This window comes from Sphingomonas sp. GW821-FHT10F11 (genome assembly GCF_058809095.1).
In genome coordinates this window covers 822,138-842,486 of the sequence record NZ_JBXASH010000002.1, presented here as the reverse complement: position 1 = coordinate 842,486, position 20,349 = coordinate 822,138, and the positions used below count along the sequence as shown (strand labels likewise).

Here is a 20,349-nt window from a genome sequence, read left to right as displayed (position 1 = left end):
ATCGCGATGGAGAAACAGGAGAGGCGCAGCATGACGATCGGCCCGAATTATCCGGTCTGGCTGGCGTCGCTGGCGTGTCTGCTGGCCTGTTGTGCGCCGGTCCAGGCACAGGTCCCACCGGCGATCAAACAGGCCATCGTCGCCGGCGGCCGCACGGTCGATGGCCGCGCCATGGCGGAACTTTATGGCCCGCTCCAGGAACAGGAGCCCTATCGCGGGATCACCGTGGCGCGGGGCGTCGCCTATGGTCCGCTCGATCAGCAGGTCGCCGACATCTTCGTCGAGCAGCATCGCGGGAAGCGCAAGCGCCCGATCCTGATCTTCGTCCATGGCGGCGGCTTCACGGCCGGCGCGCGCAGGCTTTCGGCGGAAAGCCCGTTCTACGACAATGTCGGGCTCTGGGCGGCGCGCCATGGCTTTGTCGTCATAAGCATCGACTATCGTCTCGCGCCCATGGCGACCTGGCCGGCGGCGGCGCAGGATGTGGGCGCCGCGGTTCAATGGGCGCGCATCAAGGCGGCATCCTATGGCGGGGACCCGGAAAAGCTGTTTCTGATGGGACATTCGGCGGGCGCGACCCATGTCGCCTCCTATGGCGCCGACCGGGCGCTGTGGAAGGGCGACCTGCCCGGGGTGCGCGGGATGATCCTCCTGTCGGGGAGCTTCACGGTCGAAGCGCCCGAAACGGCTGTGCCGGCCGACAGGCCGCTGCTGACGCGAGCCAAGGCCTATTTCGGCGGCGACCCGGACAAGTTCGCCGTTGAATCATCGCTCGACGGCCTGCTCGCTTCCCGAATCCCGTTGCTGCTCGCCAATGCCGAGTTCGATCCTGATTATTTTCTGCGACAGCGCCGGCAGTTCCTGTCCGCCGTGCCCCCGGGCAGATCGCGAAGCGTGAGCAGTGTCCTGCTTGCCGGGCACAACCACATGTCCGAAATCTACTCGATCAACACGCCGGACACATCGCTCACCCGCGAAATCCTCAACTTCGTGCGAAGGAACTGAGCCTTGACCATGTCAGCGAGTGAAGGCGATGCGATGGTGGCACCGGGAGAATTCCGCCGGAACTGGCGGGAGCTTGTCGGCGCGACGATCGGCCTTGCCTGCGGCGTGGGCATGTACACGCCGATCACGAGCATGTTCTTCCGGGCGCTGGAGGCCGAGTTCGGCTGGTCGAAAACGGCGCTTGCGGTCGGCCTGCTTGCCCTGCCCCTGACCGGGATCGCCCTGCCCTTCGCCGGCCGCCTGATCGACCGGTTCGGCGTCCGGCCGGTCGCCGCGATTTCGGCGGCGGCGATGGCTGCCTCGTTCTTCTATCTGTCGGTGATCGGCCCGTCGCTCGCCGCCTTCTATATCGGTTTCATCGGCTTCAACCTGCTCGGCTGCGCCACGGGACCGATTGCCTATACGCGCCCAGTCGCGGCACGGTTCTCAGCGTCGAAGGGGGCCGCGATCGCGATCGCATTGTCGGGCATTTCGATATCGGGGATAATCTTGTCACCCGTGCTGGGGAATCTGCTGGCCCATGGGGGATGGCGCACCGGCTATCAACTGCTCGCGGCGATCGCGTTGGTCGGGGGCCTGGCCGCTATCTGGTTGATCCGCCCGACCGATCGGGCTGCGCGGGTCGGCGCTGTGGACGGGCTCGAGCGGCGCGAGGCGATCCGGACCATGGCGTTCTGGCAATTCGGCGCTGCGATCTTCCTCGCCGGCGCGGCGTCGGTCGGGTTCGTGTCGCAACTCCAGTCCGTGGCGATCGAATATGGCGCGCCGGCGGAGAGATCTGGCATTCTCCTGGCGATCCTCGCCTTGTCGGTGCTGGTTTTCCGGGTGGCCGCCGGCTGGAGCCTCGATCGCTTCGCGCCGGGGCTTACCGCCGCCGCCTTCTTCATCGCATCGGGGCTCGGGCTCGGGATCTGGCTTGTTCCCGACGGATCGATGGCGTTGGCGATTGTCGGGACGCTGGCGCTCGGCCTGAGCGTCGGGTCCGAGCATGCCTTCATCTCGTTCTTCTGCGCCAGGCTGTTCGGGATGAAGGCCTATAGCGCCATCTTTGGCGGGCTCGCGGTGTTCCTCTATTTCGGCATGGCGGCCGGCGGAATCGTCTTTGCCCGCAGCCGGGACCTGTCGGGGTCCTATTCGATCGCGGTCGTCGGCGCGATCATCGGCCTGGTCGTGGCGGGCGTGCTGATTGCGGCGCTGCCTGGCCGGATCGGTTCGCCGGCGCCGCAAGAGCAATAGGGCCCGCGCCGGCTTATTTGCGCGGCGGCCCTTCGATATCGGCCACCAGGCCGGCGGCCGCGACGCCGACGACAGCGCAGGCCTCGTCATCGTCCGGATGCGCGCCCGAGACCCCGACGGCACCGAGAAGGCGCCCTTGCGCATCGCGGATGAGCACTCCGCCCGGCACGGGGATGAAACGACCCTGGGTAAGTGCCGTCAGCGACTGGGTGAAATCCGGCGCCTTTGCCGCCCTGTCGGCGAGCAGGCGGGTCGGCATGCCCATGGCGAGGGCGCCCCAGGCCTTGGCGCTCGATATCTCGGCGCGGAAGAAGCTTGAATTGTCCTCGCGTTTCGCCGCGACGAGCCGGCCGCCCGGATCGAGGACCGTGACCGTCATGGGCGGCAATTCGCGATCCCGCGCCGCCTGAAGCGTCTGGTCGACGATGATCGACGCCTGGGCGAGTCCGATCCATGCGCGATCGGATTGGTTGGTCGTTGGAGTGTCGGCGGTCATCGTCTCGGTCCTTTCGGTGAAAATCAGCGCGGCTCCGGCGCGGAGCACCGGGTCGACTGGGCATGAACAAGCCGGGGCTGCCCGCCTGCGAGCAGCCAGACATTGGTGAACAGGTTGAAATAGGTCGGCGGCGCGTTCGGCGAGGCGAGCGTGATCTCGACCATGCCGGTCGAGATGCAGGCAGTGCCGATCTCGCGAACGCTGTGCCGGCTGATGATCAGGTCGCGATAGGGTCTCTCGCGATCGATCGTCGCGAGCAGCGCCTTCTTGTCCTCGGCCCGGCCCGAACCGTGAATCCAGACGAGGCCATCGTCCAGCAGCCGGTCGAGTTCCGGCAGGTCGACGGCGATCATCGCCCGGCAGCGCCGCTCCTCGAGATCGCGCAGGTCTGCTTCACTGGTCATGACATGTTCGCCCGGGGCTGATCCGCCGCCCGGCTATGCGCCGGGCTGGATCGCGCGGCAGCCACCAGCCGATGTGACCCATGCTCACGCGATCCGGTTGAAGCGGTCGAATTCGGGGCGCGGGAGCCGGCCGAACACCGATGACGGATCGCCATAGCCAAGCGTCATGATGAAATTGACGCGCACATTGGGTGTCTCGGAGAAGAAGGCTTCCTCCACGCCATTGTGATCGAAGCCGGAGATCGGGCCGGTGTCGAACCCGAGGGCGCGCGCCGCCATGATCAGATAGGCACCCTGCAAGGACGAGTTCCTGAAGGCCGAGCTGAAGCGCAGATCGGCGTCGTGTTCGAACCAGCTCTTCGCGTCGATGTGCGGAAAAAGGTCGGGAAGATGGAGATGAAAATCCACGTCCATGCCGATAATGACGCTGACCGGAGCGCCGAGAATCTTCGGACGGTTCTTGTCGCTGACGACCTTCGCCAGGCGCTCCCGCGCTTCCGGCGAGGTTACCCAGACGAGGCGCGCCGGCAACTGGTTGGCGGAGGTCGGGCCCATCTTCGCAATGTCCCAGATGGCCTTCATGTCGGCTTCGGTGACAGGCTCGGCGCGATAGGCATTGTAGCTGCGTGCTTCCCGGAAAAGCACATCGAGGGCAGTGTCTTGAAGCTTGTGGCTCATAAAATTTCCTTGAGATCGAGCTGAATGGTCAGGCGCTAGCGGGGATCGGGTTGCCGGCGAGCAACCCGGGAGAGGCCGGCTGCCGCCAGCGCGGCGAGGATTGCGGGGATGGCAAAGAACGCAAAGATCGCCTGGAACGACAGCCCGGCGGCAACGGCGGCTGCTCCCAGCATCGGCCCGATGATTCCGCCCACCCGGCTCAGCCCGAGCGCCCATCCGACCCCGCTCGATCGGATCAACGTCGGGTAGAGACCGGCAGAGATCGCGGTCAGCCCGGTCATGCCGCCCTGGACGAAGGCACCGGTCAGGAAGACAAGCAGCCCAAGCAGGCCGACCGAGGTGCCGGCGAAACCGATCAGGAAGGTCGTGACCGCGCCCAGGCCGAAGATGCAACAGACCGTCGCAATCGCGCGCTCCCCGTCGATCATCCGGGCGAGCAGCAGCGGGAAGAGCAGGCCGCCGAGTTGGAACATCGAGGTGACGAGAAGCGAGTCCCTCGGCGCCACGCCATGATCCTGGAGAATGGTCGGCAGCCAGGTGACGATGAAATAGAGATCGAGCGCCGCGCACAGGAAGATTCCCCAGAGCAGCAGCGTCACCGGCAATCGTCCGTCCAGGAACAAGTGGCGCACGGCAACCTTCCCGGCGCTTGCCGCGGGCGCGGCAACCAGGCGCGCCTCGGGCGCCAGCGCATAGCCCGCGTCGATGAACCGCATGGACTTCTGAAGCCGGTCGCGCGTGCCGCCGGTTGCGAGAAGAAAACGAATGGATTCCGGGAGAAGCGCGCCGAGCAGGAGTGCGATCAGCAGGCCGAGCACGCCGCCCATGACGAACAGGAAATGCCAGCTATGATATTCGAGCACTAGGGCCGTCACCGGTCCGCCCAGCGATCCGCCGACCGCCACCCCGCAATACATGATCATGACGGCGGTCGCCCGGTAACGCTTCGGCGCGAATTCGGCCACGAGCGCCGCCGCGTTCGGCATGAGCGCGCCGTAGCCAAGGCCCGAAATGAACCGCAGCGCGATAAGGGACGCGGCGCCGGTGCTGAACGCCGTCAGGATCGAGAAGACGCCGAACCAGAGAAGCGACAGCAGGATGATCGGCCTGCGCCCGAAGCGATCGGCCAGCATGCCCCCGGCAAGCGAGCCGAGCGCCATGCCGACGATGCCGAGCGAGAAGACCGGCCCGAGCATCGCACGCGAAAGATGGAGATCCCGCGCGATCGACGGGGCGAGATAGGTGATCAGCTGCGCGTCGAATCCGTCGATGGCGGCCGCCAACGCGCATAATCCGATGAGAAGCACATGCGGCCGGCCGAAGCGCCGTTCATCGATGAACGCCTCGAGGTCGACATCCGGCTTCTCCTCAACAAGCGCGGCCGAGCGGTTCATATCCTGATCCCAACTTTTCTATCCGTTCGTGAAATCCCGATGCGTGCCGGTTGCCGCTCGCCAATCCCGGAACGGCGCATCTCGGCTGGGCGCGGCATTGTCAGGCCCCCTTCGTCGCACTAGGCTCGACGAAAGCAGCGCGGACGGGCCCGGCCCGTTCCGGCGCTGGAGGGAGGGTCCTGAAGCGGTGATGATCCACGAATTGCCCCCGGCTTCGCGGGGCGCGCATATTTTCCAGCGGAGTGTCGCTGACCTGATCGAGACGGTGGGGATCGACCGGTTCGAGGACGATCTCTTTCACCTCGTGCACGATGCGATCGGCTGCATCCACATGAACGCGATCGCGTTCGGCCGCGACGATGGGCGCTTCCTGGTGCTTGCCGGGAATGAAGGGGCGTCCCAGGTGGCGCGGGAAGTGGGCACCCGCTACATCAGGCATTATTGGCAGCTCGACCCCGTTCATGCCCGGTTGCGGCAACTCGCTCCGGGTTTCCACATGATCGAGATTCGGCCGAACGACATCGACAATGCCGATTATCGGGACGACTGCTACACGACGGTCCGGATCGCCGAGCGCATCTCGCTCTGCGAGACGCGGGACGATGGCATCATGCGCGCGAACTTCTACCATCCGCACGGCTTCCTGCCCGAACAAAAGGCCGCGATCGCCGACGCTGCAGGATTGCTGATGCCGCTGCTGTGGCGGCACGCCAAGGGCAGCGACCGTCTGCTGCGGACCTATGAGGATTTCGACCTTCGGCTCGCCGAGGTGGCTCCGGTGCTTACCGAGCGCGAACGGCAGGTATGTGCGCTTATCGCCCTTGGCGTCAGCTCGGAAGGGATCGGGCTCAGGCTCGGCATCAGCATCAACACCGTGCTGACCTATCGCAAGCGCGCCTATACCCGGCTCGGCATCACCTCCCAGAATGAACTCCTCCGCCTGGCGGGTGGCCCGGTGCGGATGCAGGTCGCGACGGTCATGAACTGACGGATGCCCGCGCTCCGGCGCCCCGCCGCCGGGACTGTGCGAATGAGGCGCGGATTCCGACAAGTCAGGCCGGCGCCTTGAACCTGGCCTTGAGCCCGTCCCAGCAGGTCGGATAGGTCCCGTCGATCAATTCAAGAGTGCTGGCATAGCCCGTCGGATTCATCGCCGTGCGCGTCTCGAACATGAAGGCGAGCGTGTCCGCCAGCCTGTCGGGCTTGAGGTCCCGGCTGGTTGCGGCATCGAATGCCTGGCTGTCGGGCCCATGCGCCAGCATCCCGTTGTGCAGGCTCATCGCGCCCGGCGCGAAACCGTCCGGCTTCGCATCATAGACGCCGTAGATCAGGCCCATGAATTCGCTCATGACGTTGCGGTGATACCAGGGCGGGCGGAACGTGTTTTCCATGACCAGCCACCGTTCAGGGAAGATCACGAAATCGACATTGGCCGTCCCCGGAATTTCCGAAGGCGAGGTGAGCACCGTGAAGATCGACGGATCCGGATGATCGTAGAGGATCGACCCGACCGGCGAGAAACGGCGCAGGTCGTATTTGACCGGCGCGCAATTGCCATGCCAGGCGACGACATCGAGCGGCGAACGCGCTATCTCGCTCACATACATCTTGCCGAGCATCTTGACGTAGAGCCGGGCCGGCTCGTCATCCTCCTCATAGGCAGCGACCGGCGTCAGGAAATCCCTTTCATTGGCGAGTCCGTTCGCGCCGATCGGCCCCCGTTCGGGCAGTTCGAACGCGGCGCCGTAATTCTCGCAGATGAAGCCGCGTGCCGGACCCTCGACGATATCGACCTTGAAGGTCATGCCACGCGGAATGATCGCGATCTCGCCCGGGCCGACCTGAAGCCGCCCGCATTCGGTGAACAGCGACAGGGTGCCCTGTTGCGGAACGAGAAGCAGCTCGCCGTCGAGGTTGCGATAATATCGCCGCCCCATGGATTCGTTGGCGAGATAGACATGCGCCGCCATGCCGGTCTGCAACCACGCATCGCCGGTGGTGACGATGGTGCGAAGCGCCGAGAGGAAGTTGCAGGGGTCGTCGGGAATGGCGATCGGTCGCCAGCGAAGCTGGGAGATCGGCATCTCGCTCTCGTCGCGGCAGGGCGCCGTTCGCACCAGGCGCGTGTCCATCGGCTTGAAGTCGCGCCCGTGGCTCACCGAAGGGCGGATGCGATAGAACCAGGTCCGCCGGTTGCGCGCGCGCGGCGCGGTAAAGGCCGATCCGGAAAATTGTTCGGCATAGAGGCCGAGCGGCGGACGCTGGGGCGAATTGCGCCCGATCGGGAGCGCGCCCGCGACCGCTTCGGTCGAGAAGCCGTTCCGGAATCCCGGCATATAGGCAAGGCTGCCATCCGGCGGAGAAAGCACGGCCTCGCCGTGCGTCTGGAAGTCTGCGGCATGGCTCATGGCAATCTCATCGACCTGGTTTGTCATGTGGGAAGACTAGGCGGGGCACCTGAAGCGATCAGTCACAACCGGCGGTGACAGTCCCGATCATGCCGGGTTTTCGAAAAAGGCGGCCAGCCGGCCGGCCAGCGCCGCGGGGCCATCGATCATCGGATAATGGCCGGTTCCGGGGATCACCTCGATCCGCGCATCGCGATAAAGGGCGCGGTAGACCGGCTCGAGAAAATGATGGTCGACCCCGCGGTCCTCGGCCCCGAACAGGACAAGCAACGGCATCGACAAGGTGTCCGCGCCGGCCGACAGATCGTCGTCGATGAAGGAACGGGCATAGCGCGCAAATGCCTCGGGCCGGGCGGTCTGCCTGGTGTGCGTGACGAGCCCGGCGATCCAGGCGGCATCGCGCGACGCGCCGACCGACTGCGCAACGATAGCCTGCGCAACTTCGTCTTCCTGGGCGGCCCGCGTAAAGAAAGCCTTGGTGTCCTCATCAAGTCCAAGCGGCGTCGCCGGGACCGGCGTTACCGCTGCGACCGAGGCGACGCGCCCGGGATGGGCGATGGCGAGCCGTTGTGCGACCTTGCCGCCCATCGAGTGTCCGACGATCGAAAAGCGCGACCAGCCAAGCGCGTCGGCGATCGCGATCGCATCCTCGGCGACCTCGCCGAGATCGAAACGCCCCGCTATTTCGCGCGACCTGCCATAACCCCTGATGTCGAACCGCGCGGTCGTGAACCGGCCGGGATCGAGCGCGCCGACCAGATCGTCGAACAGGCGATGATCCGAGAACCAGCCATGGAGGACGAGCACATGATTGGCACCCTGTCCGGCAACAACCGGTTCGGGATGGTGGCGGGTCATGAGAGGAATCCTTCACCTGGAGGCTCGGGAACGACCTGATTCTCGATCGCGCCGAGCCCGTCGATCTCGACCCGGACCTTCTGGCCGAGCTTCAGGAATTTCGGCGGATCGAAACCCTGGCCGACGCCGGAGGGCGTGCCGGTGGAAAGGATGTCGCCCGGCTCGAGCGTGAACACCGTGCTCAGATGCGCGATCATGTCGGCCAGCGACGCGATCATGTCGCCGGTATTGCCCTGCTGGCGCAACTCGTCGTCGACATAGGTCCGCAAGGTCAGGCCATGCGGATCCTCGATCTCGTCAGCCGTGGTGAGCCATGGTCCGCACGGTCCGTGCGTGTCGAACGACTTGCCGAGCGTCCCGGTCGGCGATGCCGCCTGCCAGTCGCGTACGCTGACATCGTTCGCCACCATAAAGCCGAAAATCGCCCGACCGGCGTCGGCAACCGAGACATGCCGGCACCGGCGCCCGATGACGCAGGCCAGTTCGCCCTCGTAATCAAGGGCCGAGGAAACGCGCGGCATATGGATAGGATCGTTCGGCCCGGCGAGGCAGGTCACCTGCTTGTTGAACCAGATCTGGGTGCCGAGGGGGGGCAGTTGCACGCCGCGCTCGGCCAGCTCGTTGCGATGGCCATGGTAGTTGAGGCCGATGCCCAGGAATTTGCGCGGCCTGGGCACGGGCGCGCACAGGGTCACTTCGGACAGCGCCAGGCGCGGCAGGTCCGCCTTCGCGCGCTTGAGCTGCGACAAGGCTTCGGCACCGCCATCGAGGACGGCGTGCATGTCCCGCGCGCAATCGCGACCGGCGCTCGCGTCGCACACCGTCGCGCCGTCGACAATGCCGAGCTTCGTCCGATCGTCATGGAAGAAGGTCGCGAGCTTCATGCCGTCCGGCCTCCCGGCGACGGAAGCTGCCAGAGGGCGAAATCGTCGATGAGCGGATCGATGCGCGCAACCAGGCCGTCGGCCAGTTCGAGGATGACCGCCTGACGCAGGTTCAGCCGGTCGCCGGCCGATCCGATCAGGCCCGACTGGTCATGGCCGGTCACGGTGTAGCGGACGAGCGCTTTCGTTCCTTGCGCGAGTACTTCGTCCACGACCATGTCGAGCCCGGGAAACAGCGCGTGCAGCCGCTGGATCCGGTCGCTGGTGAACCAGCGGGCGATATCCGGCTCGAGAAGGCGGTCGATTTCGCCGCCTTGGTTCGATCCGACGACCGTCTCGATGAACCAGCGGGCAAAGCCGTCGATCCCGACCGCCGGCCGAGACGCGACCGGCTCGACGGATGGCGGACCGAGGCGGCATTGCGGACAGGTCGGGTCCGATGCGTCGGCGACGAAGAGAGCCGGGGTGACGTGCGCTTCGTCGATCGCAAGACCGCAGGCCGTGATCCATTGTGGCCCGTTCCGTGCGGCGCACACATGGCTGTGCTGCACGAGGGAGAGGCAGGCGATCATTGCCCGGGGTCGCTCCGCCCGACTTCGCCCTCGGCGCCAAACGCCCTTCGCCACCCCTGTTCGCGCACGTCGAAAAGCTTCGAGCCGTCCGATTCCGAAATTTCGGCCAGGACCTCCGGGTCGAGCCGGCGCTCCGACCGCCCCGCAGGCGGCAGGGTGAGCGCCCCGGCGGGCTCGCCGACATATTCGAACAACCGGCGTTGCTGGTGAGTCGAGGTGAAGCCGGTCGCCGTGACGGTCAGCGAGAACATGCGGGTCACGGGCGCCGCCGAAAGGAACCAGTGCGCCCGTCCCGCGGGCAGGAAGATCATCGCGTCCTTGGGAACGTCATAGCGCACGCCCTCGACCCAGGCGGTCAGATGCCCCTCGATGATGAAGAATATCTCGTGCTGGTGGAGATGGACGTGCGGCGGCGGCCCCATGCCCTCCGGGATATTGCCTTCCCAGATGCAGCAGCTGTGGCCCACGGCGGGGCCGTCGGCGTACATGACGAGAAGCTGGCTCTCGTACCACAAAGCGCGATCGAGCGTTCGTTCGGCGACGAACGGACGGAGCGGCTCATAGTCGGTGATGCCGCGCTCCTCGCGGGCCTCGCGGGATTCCTTCTCCCAATCCATGTCCAACTCCTGTGCCCTGTTAGAGATGCCGACCGCCGTCGACCACGATCCTGGTTCCCGTCGCCATCCGCAGATGGGTGACCGCCGCGAGCGCAGCCCAGGCGACTTCCTCCGGTTCCATGAGGCGCTTGAGCGGGGTCTTGGCCGCCGCCGCCTGAAGCGCCTCGGCGGTGCGGCCGGGAACGAAGGGCGTGTTGACCGCGGCGGGCGAAATGGAAACGACCCTGATCTCGGGGCCCAGGGCGCGGCCGAGCGACAGCGCGAGATTGTCGAGCGCTGCCTTGGAGGCGCAATAGGCGACATTGCTGCCCGATCCGGTGAAGCCGGAGATCGAGGAGATATTGACGACGACCGCATCCCCGCTTGCCCGCATCAGCGGGGCAAAGGCGCGGATGCACGCAAAAGGGCCACGGACGTTGGAAACCATGATCTTGTCGAACGTCTCGTCGTCGAGCGCATCGAGATCGTGATGGGCGATGGCGTTGGTGTGGCCGGCGGCGTTCACCAGGATGTCGCAGCACCCCCAGCGCCCCTCGCACACGCCGGCTGCCGCCTGCAGCGTCGCGCTGTCGCCGATGACCATGGGAATCGCGCCGTGGCGCGCCGCGCCGCCGGGAAGCGAGTCGACCAGCGCCGAGGCGCGCGCCTCACCTGCATTATAGCCGACCAGGATCGAGGCGCCGGCCTCCGCCATCAGGCGCGCGGTCGCGGCGCCGATGCCGCCGGTGGCACCGGCGATCACCGCCACACGACCGTCAAGCGGCGTGAGGGACAGGGTCATGGCACGCTCCTCCTGAATTCAACCGGTGCCCGCACGCCTGCCCAGGACAGGCAAGGGAGCCCCACGGGCGATCCGAAGCGGGAGGCAACCGGATAGGGTGCGCGCCCTCCCGGCGCAGTCACACGCCAATGTGTCCGGGGGGCGCTCGTCACAGTCGCGTGTGGCTGCCCGGCCGCTCCGCTTTCTCTAGGCGAACCAGGTCCGCGCATTGCGGACGGCGTCGACCAGCCATGCGGGATCGCCACGACGATCCCCAGAGGCTGCGACCATCGCGGCACTGGAGCACCAGGCCGCAATCCATTGGGGGAGGATATTCGATGAAGACGGCAACCACGCTTCGGTCCGCGACGCTGCGGACCACCACGCGCCTGAACCTCGCCGGTTGCGCCATCGGCGCGCTCCTGCTGCCAAGCGTCGCCCTGGCACAGCAGAGCACGGGCGGGCAGGATTCGAGCGCAAGCGCCACGGCGGCGAACGAGGACATCATCGTCACCGCGCAACGCACCGGGGCCCAGTCCCTGCAGAAAACGCCGATCGCGATTTCCGCGTTCACCGCGCAGCAGCTCGAAGACCGTCAGTCCACCAACATCAAGGACATGATGCAATATACGCCGAACCTGCAGGTCTCGCAGGCCGCGGCCAATGCCCTGATCTTCATCCGCGGCATCGGGACGACCAATACTTATGCCGGCTCCGATCCCGACGTCACCACGCAAGTCGACGGCGTCTATATCGCGCGGCCATCGGCGCAGCTCGGCGATTTCTTCGACGTCGAACGGGTCGAGATCCTGCGCGGCCCGCAAGGCACGCTCTATGGCCGCAATGCCGCCGGCGGGACGATCAACGTCATCTCGCGCAAACCGGGAGACGAATTCGCCGCGCGCCTCGCCGTCACCGCGGGCGAGTATGGGCTGGTCCAGACCCAGGGATATGTCAGCGGTCCGCTCATCCCGGGAAAGCTCCAGGTCAGCCTGTCGGGCAATTATCTCCGGCATGACGGCTATATCGAGAATATCGCGCCCGGCGGGCATGACGTCGACAGCGCCAATCGGGGCGCCGTGCGGGGCCAGGTCCGGCTGGTCCTCGGGTCGGTCGAGGCGATCACGCGCGGCGACTGGTACCGGACCTACGAATATATCGAGAGCTACGATCAGCTGCTCGCGCGCGTGTCGGTCCCGGCCCCGCTCGCCAACTCGACGGTCGGCACCTACCGCAAGGTGGCGCTCGACCTTCCCCAGCTGCTCGACGCGCGGGGCGGCGGCGTCTCGCAGGAGATCAATATCGGCCTTGCGCCGTCGCTGACGCTCAAGTCGATCACGGCCTATCGCGAAAGCCACTATATCGTCAGCAACGATTCCGACGCGACCGAACTCAATTCGACGCAGAACCGCCAGACGGAAGACCAGCACCAATTCTCCCAGGAAATTGCCCTTCAATATAATGGCGGCGGCCTGGCTGCGGTCGCGGGCGCCTATTATTTCCGGGAGAGGATCGTCGGATCGACCACGGCCATCCTGATCGGTCCGGGACTCATCCGCGGTTCGATACCGGACGTGGTCGCTGAATCGAAGGCGGTGTTCGCGCAGGGCAGCTACAATGTCACCGACGCGCTGCGCGTGACCCTGGGTGCTCGCTACACCTGGGAGGACAAGAGCATCGATCCCTATGCCTATACGAAACTGCTTGCCACCGGCGCGCTGGTGGGACTGCCGTTCACGACGTCCGCCGAGCGCCAATATCACGCGTTCACGCCGAAATTCGGGATCGATTACCGGCTCACCCCCGATTTCCTGATCTACGGATCGATTACCCGGGGCTTCAAGAGCGGCGGCTTCAACTATTCGTCGCGGAGCCTCGCGGCGCTCACCTTCGCGCCCGAGACGATCTGGAGTTATGAAGGGGGCATCAAGAGCGACTGGCTCGATCGCCGCCTGCGCGTCAACCTGACCGGCTTCGTCTATGATTACAAGGGATTGCAGGTTCAGGCGCTGCTCAGCCCGGGCAACGCCTTTATCGGCAATGCCGACAGCGCGAAGGTGAAGGGCATCGAGCTGGAGATCACCGCCAAGCCGGTGCCGAATCTCACCCTGACGTCCAACGCCTCCTATCTCGACGCGCGCTATGGCAGCTTCACCAACGCAGCGGTCGTCGCCGGCGCCGTGAGCTATGTCATCGGCGATCCCCGGTACAACCCGGCGACGACCTCGTTCAACGCCACGGGCAACCGCCTCAACGCGGCGCCGCGCTTCTCGACCTTGCAGGCGATCCAGTACGACATCCCGACCTCGATCGGCACCATCGCCACGCGCGCGGAATTCAGCTGGCAGGGCAAGGTCTATTATGACGTGACCAACGTCAACATATTGAGCCAGCCCGAATATGGCCTGCTCAATCTCGCGCTTGGCTGGCGGTCGCAGGGTGGCGCCTGGCGCGGCCAGCTTCTCGTCCGCAACGTCACCGACAAGCAATATCTCAACAGTGCCGCGGCGCCCGGGGCGTATCCGACCGGGCATGCCGGCCCGCCCCGGACGATTTCCGTCACCGTATCGCGATCCTGGTAGGCATGAGTCGATCGGGAGGAGCCGGACACGGCGAGGCCGCGCGGCGAGGCGCTCGCCTGCCCGGTCACCAGCCTTGGCTCCTCCCATCATCTCCATATCGTGCGATGATAGGCCCCGAGGTCATTTTTTTGCCAATTGCTCTCGACCGGTCGATTGATGGCCTTAGCCAATCAATGGCGCCAGTGATGCTGCACCGGCGGCCATGCGACAGGCATCCCCGAATCTGGCCGGGCCGTTTTCGCACGGATCGGATCAAAACCCCGCTCCGCTCCCGAGGAACAAGCGCATGACCCGTGCCGCAATCGATGAAACCCATGCGCCGAATCTTGAAAGCTGGGTGGCGGACGCGAACGGCCATCCCGAATTCCCCGTCCAGAATCTTCCCTTCGCGATCTTCTCGCGTGCCGGCGAGGCGCCGAGGCCGGGGATCGCCATCGGCGACCATATCCTCGACCTGTCGGCCGTGCGCCACCTGCTGCCTTCGGACCTGGAAGGCGTTGCGACGGCGCGGCACCTCAACGGGCTGTTCGCACTGTCGGTTGTGCAGCGGGGCGCCTTGCGGCGGAATATCTCGAAGCTGCTCTGCGACGACAGGTACAGGGCCTCGGTCGGTCCGGCCCTGGCAAGCGCCGGTGACTGCTCGCTCCACCTGCCCGCGGCAATCGGTGACTATACCGATTTCTATGTCGGCATTCATCACGCGACCAATGTCGGCCGGCTGTTCCGGCCCGACAATCCGCTGTTGCCGAACTACAAATATATCCCGATCGGATATCATGGACGGGCATCCTCCATTCGCCCGTCCGGCGTTCCGGTGATCCGCCCGATGGGTCAATCGAAAGGTCCCGACGACGCCGGGCCGCGCTTCGGGCCGTCGACGCGTCTCGATTACGAACTCGAGCTGGGCATCTGGATCGGACGCGGGAACGAACTCGGTCAGCCGATACCGATCGGCGACGCGGCCGACCATATCGCCGGATTCAGCCTGTTCAACGACTGGTCGGCGCGCGATTTCCAGGCATGGGAATATGTCCCGCTCGGGCCGTTCCTCGCCAAGAACTTCCACAGCAGCATTGCCCCCTGGGTCGTCATGTCCGAGGCGCTGGCGCCGTTCCGGATCGCGCAACCGCCCCGGCCGGAGGGCGATCCGCCTCCCCTTCCCTATCTCGCCGATGGCCGCGATCAGGCCGGAGGCGCCCTGGCAATCGAATTGCGCGTCGCCTTGCTGAGCGGCCGCATGCGGAACGAGGGGGTGCCGCCGCTGGAACTCAGCCGGAGCGCTGCGTCGAACATGTACTGGACCCCGGCGCAGATCGTGGCGCACCACAGCTCCAATGGCTGCAACCTCAATCCGGGCGACCTGATGGGTACTGGAACGATTTCGGGACCCGACACATCGGGATTCGGCAGCCTGCTGGAAATCACGCGCGGCGGATCGACGCCTCTCTCGCTCCCGACCGGGGAGGAGCGCCGCTTCCTCGAGGATGGCGACGAGGTGATCTTCACCGGGCACGCGCACGCCGAAGGATTCGTCTCGATCGGCCTTGGCGAATGCCGCGCCAGGGTCCTCGCCGCGCGGGGCGGATGACCGCCGCTATGGTGCGCGCGTCAGGCGGGGCGGGGGCCGGCCGAGGCAGGCCCCCTGGATAAGGGCATCTGATATTTGATAGATGTCATATTGACGATACTCCATTATGACATTACTCCACTCTCTAAATCGGCCGCCAAGACGGCCATATGGGGAGAGAGATCGTGAAAAAGGCTTTGTTGGCGGCATCGACGGCGTGGATCTGCCTGATGCCTTGCGCGGCGATGGCGCAGGAGACATCGAATGCCGACGCGACGCCCGACATCATCGTGACGGCGCAGCGCCGCGCCGAACGTCTTCAGGACGTGCCGATCGCGATCACCGCGCTGTCGGCCGACCAGCTGGCGGCGTCCGGCGTGACCGACGTGACCAAGCTCAACACGATCACCCCGGGCCTCTATATCCAGGCGTCGACCGGCTTCGTGTCGCCGCATATCCGCGGCATCGGCACGTCGGCGGGCGGGGCCGGCCTGGAGAATTCCGTCGCCGTCTATATCGACGGCGTCTATATGGCATCGCAGCCGGGCTCGCTGCTTTCCCTCAACAATGTCGCCCGGGTCGAAGTGCTCAAGGGCCCGCAGGGCACCCTGTTCGGCCGTAACGCGACGGGCGGCCTCATTCAGATCATCACGCGGGATCCGACCCAGGATTTCACCGCCAAGATGAGCGCGGGGTACGGCAATTACGACACCTTTACGGGCAGCGCTTATATCGCCGGCGGCATCGCACCCAATCTGGCCGCGGACATTGCCGGGCAGGTAACGACCCAGGGCAAGGGGTACGGCGTCAACGTCACGACCGGTAACGACGTCTATCGCACCAAGTTCGACCTCGCGCTGCGCTCGAAATGGGTGTTCACGCCGACCGATGCGACGACAGTCAAGCTTTCGCTGGATTATGCGCGGCGGGTCGGCAACATGTCGATCAGCTCGAAGGAAGTGCCGGGCCTGGTGCCGGTGTTCGGCCCCGCCTACAATATCCGCACCTGGGACATCAAAGCCGATTATGATCCCTATCAGCGCCTGAACGGCGGCGGCGCGAGCCTCGACATCCAGCAGGATCTGGGCGGCGTCCAGCTTCAGTCGATCACGGCCTATCGCAAGTCCCAATACACGATCGGCTTCGATACCGACCTGACGGCGACCCCGGCCCAGACGCTGACAGTCTCGGTGCTCAACGATCGGCAGATCAGCCAGGAACTGAAGCTGCAATCGGACGCCGGATCGAAGATCCAGTGGGTGGTGGGCGCCTTCTACTTCAACGCCAATGCCGAACTCGACCCGAACGAACTGCGGCTCGGCGGCCCGGCGATTCCGCCGCCCCCGGCACCGCCGATCACCGGGATTTCCAACTACGCCAAGCTCACGACCCGTGCCTGGGCGGGTTACGGACAGGTGACCGTTCCGCTTGGCGACAGGACCAAGCTGACCGGCGGCTTCCGCTACAGCACCGAACGCCGCACGATCTTCTCGACGACGGCGGCAACGCTGATCAACGGTGTCGTCATCGACCCGTTCGGGCCCGACGTGTCGCAGCACAAGACCTTCTCCGCCCCGACATGGCGGGTGTCGCTCGATCACAAGCTCGACGACAACAACATGATCTACGCCTCGTACAATCGCGGCTTCAAGAGCGGCGGCTACAATGCGCGGAACGCCGGGGCACCGGCATTCGAGCAGGAGAAGCTCGACGCCTATGAGGTGGGCATCAAGTCGGAGCTGTTCGACCGGCTGCTCCGGGTGAATGCCGCAGGTTTCTACTACAAATACCGCAACATCCAGGTGAGCCGGTTCGAGTTCAACAACATCTTCATCTACAATGGCGCCGGCGCCGAGATCTACGGCCTCGACCTCGATCTCCAACTGCGTCCGGCCAAGGGGCTGACCATCGACGGCGGCGTCAGCGTCCTCCACGATCGCTTCACCAGCTTCCCGAACGCCGACCGCTACACCCCCAATCCGTTGGGCGGGTCGATCCGGTCGACGGTATCGGCCGAAGGCAACCGGCTTCCGATCACGCCGGACGCGACGGTCAACCTCAACCTGCATTATGTGCACGAGACCAAAGCGGGCGACTGGTCGTTCGACGTGGGCGGCTATTACAATAGCGGCTTTTTCGGCCAGCCCGACAATGTGCTCGAGCAGAAGGCCTATGCGCTGCTCGACGGCTCGATCGGCTGGAAGACGCCGGACAAGCGCTACGGCGTCCGGGTCTGGGGCAAGAACCTGACCAACAAGCCGGTCAGCACCGCGCTTGGCCAGTCCGACACCTCCGCCATCGTCCAGTACGATGCCCCGCGGACCTACGGCATCACGCTGAGCGCCGACTTCTGACCAATTGAGCCTTTCATGATCGGCACGGCCGATACCCGCGAATCCCTGGCGATCATGTCGAACGCCGCCGAGTAATTTTGGAGAGTTTCATGACCCGATACAGAAAGAGGTTGATCGTGGCAGGCAGCATGGCCGTGTTGGCGCTGGGTGGGGCGACCGGGGCGGACGCCCAGGCAGCGAGCGGTGGCGCCGGCACCGCCTGCCCGGCGACGCCGATCCCCCCAGGCATGCCGAGCATGCCGCCGATCCCCATGGCGACCAGCGTCAAGCCGGGCGACACGAGCACCAGCATCGTGATCAAGCCAGACCCGGCCGATCAGGTCGAGTGCGGCCGCACCGCGCTCAAGACACTGTCCAATATCGCCTTCGCGCATGTTGCCGGCCCCGGCGGCCAACCGCGCGATCTCGCCCTGGACATCCTCGCGCCGGCCGCGCCCGGCAAATATCCGCTGGTCGTCTACATCACCGGCGGCGGCTTCGTCATCGCGCCGAAGGAGAGCGGGCTGACCCTGCGCACCTTCGTGGCCGAGAACGGCTTCGTGGTGGCGAGCATCCAGTATCGCACGGCCATCGACGGCGCGACCTTCCGTGACGGCGTCGCCGACGTGAAGTCGGCGATCCGGTTCCTGCGCGCCCATGCCGCCGAGTACGGCATCGATCCGACGCGCGTGGCGGTCTGGGGTGAATCCGCCGGCGGCTATCTCGCCGCGATGACCGGCGTGACGAACGGAGTGAAGGACTTCGACCGCGGCGACAATCTCGACCAGAGCAGCGCGGTCCAGGCTGTGGTCGACAAGTTCGGCACGTCGGACACCGCGCTTGTCGCGGAGGATTTCAATCCGGAAATGGCAGGCTTTGTCGCACCGGGATCGCCGATCTCGCGTTACCTGACCGAGGGAGGAGCGGCCTTCCCGCCAGCGTCCAATCCCCTCACCTATATCGATCGGGCCGATCCGCCGTTCCTGATCTTCCATGGCAACAACGACCGGATCGTGTCGCCGAGCCAGACGCTGCGGCTGCACAATGCGCTACGCACCGCCGGCGTCTCCAGCACCCGCTATGTCCTGGACGGGGCCGGGCACGGCGACCTGGCCTTTGCCGGGGACCCGACCGCTGGACTTCCATGGTCGTCGAAGCAAACCATGAAGATCATTGTCGGCTTTCTGCATGATCCGAAGTGACGACGAAGGGGGAGACGCCCAGGGCAGCCGGATGACGGCTGCCGGGGAGCGTTGGGCGGCAGGCAAGCCTGAGCTTGCCTGCCGTTTCCTTCTGTCGGTGATCTTCCTCTCGGCCGGCGTCGGCGGTCTGCTTTCACCGGCGGGTTTCGCCGCTGGTCTTGGCCAGATGGGCGTTCCGTTCCCCGCTCTCAGCGCCGCAGCGTCGACTGCGCTGACTATCGCCGGCCCGATCGTTCTGATCTTCAACATCAGGGGATTTACATGGGCCGCGGCCTTCGCCCTTGCCGGCTTCACCGCGCTCACCATCCCCTATGGTCACGCCTTCTGGCGGTTCGCCGAGCCCCAACGGACCGAAGAGTTGCGGATCGCGATCGAACACGTCTCGCTTATCGGGGGGCTGGTGCTTGCCGGTCTGCCGTCGTTTCGCCTCTGGCGGGAGCGCGTTTCACATCTTCCGCGCTGAGATCGCCTATGACAGCCCGGCGCAGTTGCTCGGCCGGCAGGGTCGGCAGCTTCAGGTTCGCGATACGCCGGGCGTTCTCGTCGGCAACGCCAAAGGATCGCAGGAGCATCTGCGCGCCGGCATCGATCTCCTTCGGGGTGATGCCGCTCGTCATGCCGCGCTGGACAAGCGCCGTTACCAGACCATAGCCTATTTCGAGCGCGATCTGCAGCGACGGGACATTCACCAGCCCTTGCGCATCGGCCTCAGTGATGTTGTGCAACGCGTGCTGCCGCATCTCGGGCGTCGGTGGCCCGATCAGCGGCAGGACACGCATCAGGATTTCCGCGCCGACGCGGTCGGAGGAAATACGCCTGATGGAATAGCGAATGTTGCAGCAGATCCGCTCGATCGGGCTCGCCAATCGGTCGAAATTGGCCGATTGCTCCTTGTTGAGCTGGATGATCATATGCTGCGCCATCTCGCGCAGCATGGCGTCGAATGTCGGGAAATAATTATAGATCGAGCCGCGCGAGAGATGGGCTGCGTGGCGGACGTCGTCGATGGTCGTGGCATCGATGCCGCGCTCCTCGAACAGGGAAAAGGCGGCGGCCAGGATTCGCGCGCGCGTCTTCGTACGCTTGATGCGCGCATTCCGCGTCCTGAAATTCTCTTCCTCGCTCATCGTTTCCGCCACGACATGAATACTGAACATCTAATCATAATGACACTGTGTCATCTAAGATGCGCTCGACAGCCGGCTTGTCAACACCCGATCGGCCCGCGCCGGATAGCGCCCCCGGTTCGCCCGGCGCCCAAGGCCGTGTCGTCATTCCTTCCAATCGCTGCCTCCCCTGCCGTGCCGCCCTCCTGCCTTGCGGTGTCGGACATTCACGCCGCGCCATCTAGCG

The 20,349-nt window shown here is 65.4% G+C and carries 19 protein-coding genes; 8 read left to right on the top strand and 11 right to left on the bottom strand.

Going from position 1 to position 20,349, the window contains the following annotated elements:
• Positions 1-30 precede the first annotated feature (30 nt).
• On the top strand, positions 31-1,005 hold the full coding sequence (locus AC1RT8_RS10300; protein WP_493075517.1) for an alpha/beta hydrolase: 975 nt from the start codon (positions 31-33) through the stop codon (positions 1,003-1,005).
• Positions 1,006-1,014: 9 nt separating this feature from the next.
• A complete protein-coding gene (locus AC1RT8_RS10295) occupies positions 1,015-2,241 on the top strand; it encodes an MFS transporter (protein ID WP_493075590.1) in 1,227 nt (408 codons plus the stop codon).
• 13 nt (positions 2,242-2,254) lie between these two features.
• Here AC1RT8_RS10295 and AC1RT8_RS10290 read toward each other — a convergent pair whose 3' ends face one another.
• The 4 genes from AC1RT8_RS10290 to AC1RT8_RS10275 form a co-directional block, all read right to left on the bottom strand.
• The gene (locus AC1RT8_RS10290) at positions 2,255-2,737 is read right to left on the bottom strand and encodes a GlcG/HbpS family heme-binding protein (protein WP_493075516.1); all 483 of its coding nucleotides are present in this window, start codon (positions 2,735-2,737) and stop codon (positions 2,255-2,257) included.
• Positions 2,738-2,760: 23 nt separating this feature from the next.
• On the bottom strand, positions 2,761-3,141 hold the full coding sequence (locus AC1RT8_RS10285) for a nuclear transport factor 2 family protein (protein WP_493075515.1): 381 nt from the start codon (positions 3,139-3,141) through the stop codon (positions 2,761-2,763).
• An 84-nt stretch (positions 3,142-3,225) separates the two neighbouring features.
• Positions 3,226-3,819: a malonic semialdehyde reductase gene (locus tag AC1RT8_RS10280; protein ID WP_493075514.1), complete on the bottom strand. Its 594-nt coding sequence runs from the start codon at positions 3,817-3,819 to the stop codon at positions 3,226-3,228.
• A gap of 35 nt (positions 3,820-3,854) precedes the next feature.
• On the bottom strand, positions 3,855-5,213 hold the full coding sequence (locus AC1RT8_RS10275; protein WP_493075513.1) for an MFS transporter: 1,359 nt from the start codon (positions 5,211-5,213) through the stop codon (positions 3,855-3,857).
• A 190-nt stretch (positions 5,214-5,403) separates the two neighbouring features.
• Between AC1RT8_RS10275 and AC1RT8_RS10270 the strand changes: the two genes are divergently transcribed.
• Positions 5,404-6,201, top strand: a complete 798-nt coding sequence (locus tag AC1RT8_RS10270; protein ID WP_493075589.1) for a helix-turn-helix transcriptional regulator — start codon at positions 5,404-5,406, stop codon at positions 6,199-6,201.
• 64 nt (positions 6,202-6,265) lie between these two features.
• On the opposite strand, the gene hmgA is transcribed toward AC1RT8_RS10270, so the two are convergent.
• The 6 genes from hmgA to AC1RT8_RS10240 form a co-directional block, all read right to left on the bottom strand.
• On the bottom strand, positions 6,266-7,549 hold the full coding sequence (gene hmgA, locus AC1RT8_RS10265; RefSeq protein WP_493075588.1) for a homogentisate 1,2-dioxygenase: 1,284 nt from the start codon (positions 7,547-7,549) through the stop codon (positions 6,266-6,268).
• Between the two features lie 159 nt (positions 7,550-7,708).
• Positions 7,709-8,479 (bottom strand): alpha/beta fold hydrolase, encoded by a 771-nt coding sequence (locus AC1RT8_RS10260; RefSeq protein ID WP_493075512.1) that lies wholly within the window; start codon positions 8,477-8,479, stop codon positions 7,709-7,711.
• The gene (locus AC1RT8_RS10255) at positions 8,476-9,363 is read right to left on the bottom strand and encodes a fumarylacetoacetate hydrolase family protein (protein WP_493075511.1); all 888 of its coding nucleotides are present in this window, start codon (positions 9,361-9,363) and stop codon (positions 8,476-8,478) included. The genes AC1RT8_RS10260 and AC1RT8_RS10255 overlap by 4 nt, the downstream gene beginning before the upstream one ends.
• A complete protein-coding gene (locus tag AC1RT8_RS10250; protein WP_493075510.1) occupies positions 9,360-9,935 on the bottom strand; it encodes a nuclear transport factor 2 family protein in 576 nt (191 codons plus the stop codon). The genes AC1RT8_RS10255 and AC1RT8_RS10250 overlap by 4 nt, the downstream gene beginning before the upstream one ends.
• On the bottom strand, positions 9,932-10,552 hold the full coding sequence (locus tag AC1RT8_RS10245) for a cupin domain-containing protein (RefSeq protein WP_493075509.1): 621 nt from the start codon (positions 10,550-10,552) through the stop codon (positions 9,932-9,934). The genes AC1RT8_RS10250 and AC1RT8_RS10245 overlap by 4 nt, the downstream gene beginning before the upstream one ends.
• Positions 10,553-10,571: 19 nt before the next feature.
• Complete coding sequence (locus AC1RT8_RS10240; protein ID WP_493075508.1) at positions 10,572-11,333, bottom strand: SDR family NAD(P)-dependent oxidoreductase; 762 nt, start codon at positions 11,331-11,333, stop codon at positions 10,572-10,574.
• Positions 11,334-11,650: 317 nt separating this feature from the next.
• On the opposite strand from AC1RT8_RS10240, the gene AC1RT8_RS10235 reads away from it, so the two are divergent.
• From AC1RT8_RS10235 to AC1RT8_RS10215, 5 genes are all read left to right on the top strand, one after another.
• Entirely contained in the window at positions 11,651-13,894 is a 2,244-nt protein-coding gene (locus AC1RT8_RS10235) for a TonB-dependent receptor (RefSeq protein WP_493075507.1), read from the top strand.
• A gap of 286 nt (positions 13,895-14,180) precedes the next feature.
• Positions 14,181-15,482: a fumarylacetoacetase gene (gene fahA, locus AC1RT8_RS10230; RefSeq protein ID WP_493075506.1), complete on the top strand. Its 1,302-nt coding sequence runs from the start codon at positions 14,181-14,183 to the stop codon at positions 15,480-15,482.
• A gap of 164 nt (positions 15,483-15,646) precedes the next feature.
• The gene (locus AC1RT8_RS10225; RefSeq protein ID WP_493075505.1) at positions 15,647-17,815 is read left to right on the top strand and encodes a TonB-dependent receptor; all 2,169 of its coding nucleotides are present in this window, start codon (positions 15,647-15,649) and stop codon (positions 17,813-17,815) included.
• Between the two features lie 89 nt (positions 17,816-17,904).
• Entirely contained in the window at positions 17,905-18,996 is a 1,092-nt protein-coding gene (locus AC1RT8_RS10220) for an alpha/beta hydrolase fold domain-containing protein (RefSeq protein ID WP_493075504.1), read from the top strand.
• Positions 18,997-19,027: 31 nt separating this feature from the next.
• Positions 19,028-19,459 carry a DoxX family protein gene (locus tag AC1RT8_RS10215; RefSeq protein WP_493075503.1) on the top strand — a complete coding sequence of 144 codons (432 nt, stop codon included), beginning with the start codon at positions 19,028-19,030 and terminating at the stop codon, positions 19,457-19,459.
• Here the strand turns inward: AC1RT8_RS10215 and AC1RT8_RS10210 are convergent.
• Complete coding sequence (locus tag AC1RT8_RS10210; RefSeq protein ID WP_493075502.1) at positions 19,383-20,153, bottom strand: TetR/AcrR family transcriptional regulator; 771 nt, start codon at positions 20,151-20,153, stop codon at positions 19,383-19,385. The genes AC1RT8_RS10215 and AC1RT8_RS10210 overlap by 77 nt on opposite strands.
• Positions 20,154-20,349 lie beyond the last annotated feature (196 nt).